General features: G+C 61.4%; 4 protein-coding genes. All 4 read left to right on the top strand.

Going from position 1 to position 2,791, the window contains the following annotated elements; translation table 11 throughout:
* Positions 1-500, top strand: a 500-nt coding sequence (locus EN949_RS34390) for a zinc-binding dehydrogenase (RefSeq protein ID WP_164755741.1), incomplete at its 5' end; no start/stop codon positions are given.
* Between the two features lie 69 nt (positions 501-569).
* Positions 570-1,040 carry a YaiI/YqxD family protein gene (locus EN949_RS34385; protein ID WP_013531944.1) on the top strand — a complete coding sequence of 157 codons (471 nt, stop codon included), beginning with the start codon at positions 570-572 and terminating at the stop codon, positions 1,038-1,040.
* Positions 1,041-1,063: 23 nt separating this feature from the next.
* Positions 1,064-1,741, top strand: coding sequence for a DUF1345 domain-containing protein (locus tag EN949_RS34380; RefSeq protein WP_013531945.1), 678 nt, complete (start codon positions 1,064-1,066; stop codon positions 1,739-1,741).
* Between the two features lie 97 nt (positions 1,742-1,838).
* Positions 1,839-2,720 carry a cytochrome b/b6 domain-containing protein gene (locus tag EN949_RS34375; protein WP_013531946.1) on the top strand — a complete coding sequence of 294 codons (882 nt, stop codon included), beginning with the start codon at positions 1,839-1,841 and terminating at the stop codon, positions 2,718-2,720.
* The last annotated feature ends 71 nt before the right edge of the window (positions 2,721-2,791 follow it).

Here is a 2,791-nt window from a genome sequence, read left to right as displayed (position 1 = left end):
GCGCCGACATGATCATCGGCGTCGATTTGAACAACGACAAGAAGGAGTGGGGCGAGCGCTTCGGCATGACGCATTTCGTCAATCCGAAGGAGATCGACGGCGATGTCGTGCCCTACCTCGTCAACATCACCAAGCGTGGCGCCGACCAGATCGGCGGCGCCGACTACACATTCGACTGCACGGGGAGCACCAAGGTCATGCGTCAGGCGCTCGAAGCCTCGCATCGCGGCTGGGGCAAGTCGGTGGTCATCGGCGTTGCCGGCGCCGGCCAGGAGATCTCGACCAGGCCGTTCCAGCTGGTCACCGGCCGCACCTGGATGGGCACCGCCTTCGGCGGCGCGCGCGGCCGCACCGATGTGCCGAAGATCGTCGACTGGTACATGGACGGCAAGATCCAGATCGACCCGATGATCACCCACACGCTCAAGCTCGAGGACATCAACAAGGGTTTCGATCTCATGCATGAGGGCAAATCGATCAGAAGCGTCGTGGTTTACTGAGGAAGATCGCAGGCCGCGGTCCAACCGGCGCGCGGCCTCCGTGGTTCACAATGGGAGGAGAAAAGAAACATGAGCGAACTCCCCGCCATTCTCGTCGATGCAGACGCCTGCCCGGTCAAGGCCGAGGTCGAAAAAGTGGCCGACCGGCATGGCGTCGTTGTCACCTACGTCTCCAATGGCGGCCTGCGGCCGTCGCGCGATCCGATGGTCCGCAATGTCGTGGTCTCCAAGGGCGCTGATGCCGCCGACGACTGGATCGTCGACAATGCACGCACCAACGACATTGTGATCACCGCCGACATTCCGCTGGCCGCCCGCGCGGTGGCGCTTGGCGCCCATGTGCTTGGGCCAACCGGACGTCCCTTCACGCCGGAAACGATCGGCATGGCGGTGGCGATGCGCGACCTGAAGCAGCATCTGCGCGAGACCGGCGAAAGCAAGGGCTACAATGCCAGCTTCGCGCCGCAAGACCGGTCGCGGTTTCTGGGCGAACTCGATCGCATCTTGCGGCGTGCCATGAAATCGGCCACACCGGATTAGCGCTATCCAGGGCTGGAACCACCATGGCCGCCGAAGCTCCGATAGACAAACCCATGCAGCGCCACATGCTGTTTGCTGTGTCTGCCTGCTTCGGCGTCTTTGCGCTTCTGGTGGCGTTGCTGCTGCACGCTCCGCTTGCCTATTCGATCGGCGCCAACGCGTTCTTTGCCGCCTATGTCATTCTCGTCGTCGCCCAGATGCCGAAGTTCACCGGCAGGTATCTGAGCAAGAATGCGCGCGCCACCGACCAGCCGGTGCTGGTCATCTTCGCCGTGACGCTTGTCGTCGTCGGCGTTGCCGTTGTCGCATTGTTCCTGCTGATCAATCAGAAGGACAGAAGCCATCCCATCGAGCTCTTCTTCGCGCTGCTGTCGATCCCGCTCGGCTGGTTCACCATCCATGCCATGGCAGCGCTCCATTATGCTCATGTCTACTGGATGGATGGCGATGCGATGGATGCCGAGACCAGGAAGAAAATCCCGGTCGGCGGACTGCTGTTTCCGGGCGACAAACGGCCGGAGGGTTGGGACTTCCTCTATTTCTCGACGGTGATCGGCATGACGGCGCAGACCGCCGACACCAACATCTCGACGACGCATATGCGTCGTGTCGTGCTTGTCCACTCGATCCTGTCGTTTTTCTTCAACACGGTCATCGTCGCCGCTGCCGTCAATCTCGCCGTCAGCCTGGGCGGTCCGTAATAAATCCGTGATCGGATGAAACATCGGTTTGGATCGCGACGTATCAGGAGGACAATGAGCGCGCAGGCCATGCCGCGAGGCCGGGAGACGAAACACGATGGAATCCGTTGCCAGAAGCCAATCCGCCGCCGATCCAGGCGCTTCGGCGTCGAACGACAAAACGCTGATTTACCGGCAGTCGCGCTGGACGCGGCTGACGCATTGGCTGTGGGCCATCTCGCTGTTCTTCATGCTGTTGTCCGGCCTGCAGATCTTCAATGCCCGTCCGCAGCTCTATATCGGCAAGCAATCGGGCTTCGATTACAACAACACCATCTTCGCCATCGGCGCCGAGAACTCCGATGCGGGTCCGCGCGGCTACACGGAGATCTTCGGCAAACGCTTCAACACCACTGGGGTGCTCGGCTGGTCGGGTCCGGCCGGCCAGGAGACGTCCCGCGCCTTCCCGTCCTGGGCGACCATCCCGTCCTACTATGATCTCGGCACTGCGCGCGTCATCCATTTCTTCTTTGCCTGGATACTCACCACGACGTTGATCGTCTGGCTGGTCGCCAGCATCGTCAACGGTCACATCCGCCGCGATCTCGCGCCACGCCTCGACGATTTGAAGCGGTTGCCGCAAGACATCGTCGACCACGCCAAGCTCAAATTCCACCACACGCGCGAATACAACACGCTGCAGAAGATGGCCTATGGCGGGGTTCTGTTCGTGCTGCTGCCGCTGATGATCATCACCGGTCTGGCGATGTCGCCAAGCATGAACTCGGTGCTGCCTTTCCTCAACGATCTGCTCGGTGGCCGGCAGACGGCACGCACCATCCATTTCACCGTGATGGTGCTGCTGGTCGCCTTCTTCGTCGTCCATATCCTGATGATCCTGGCCGCCGGCCCGATCAACGAGCTGCGCTCGATCATCACCGGCTGGTACCGCACCGATCCTCCCGCACAGAACGACAATACAGCCGAGAGGAGTGCCTGACATGGCGAAGTTTGAGATCAGCCGCCGCAAATTCCTGACCGCTGCCGGCCTTGGCGCTTCCGGTATCATGC

It is taken from the genome of Mesorhizobium sp. M7A.F.Ca.US.007.01.2.1 (assembly GCF_003998165.1).
In the GTDB taxonomy this organism is placed as follows: domain Bacteria; phylum Pseudomonadota; class Alphaproteobacteria; order Rhizobiales; family Rhizobiaceae; genus Mesorhizobium; species Mesorhizobium ciceri.
This window is presented reverse-complemented; position numbering and strand designations above follow the sequence as displayed.

Excerpts from the sequence above, each read along its gene's own strand:
- EN949_RS34375 (WP_013531946.1), top strand. The coding sequence starts at position 1,839 with ATGGAATCCGTTGCCAGAAGCCAATCCGCCGCCGATCCAGGCGCTTCG.
- EN949_RS34380 (WP_013531945.1), top strand. The coding sequence starts at position 1,064 with ATGGCCGCCGAAGCTCCGATAGACAAACCCATGCAGCGCCACATGCTG.
- EN949_RS34385 (WP_013531944.1), top strand. The coding sequence starts at position 570 with ATGAGCGAACTCCCCGCCATTCTCGTCGATGCAGACGCCTGCCCGGTC.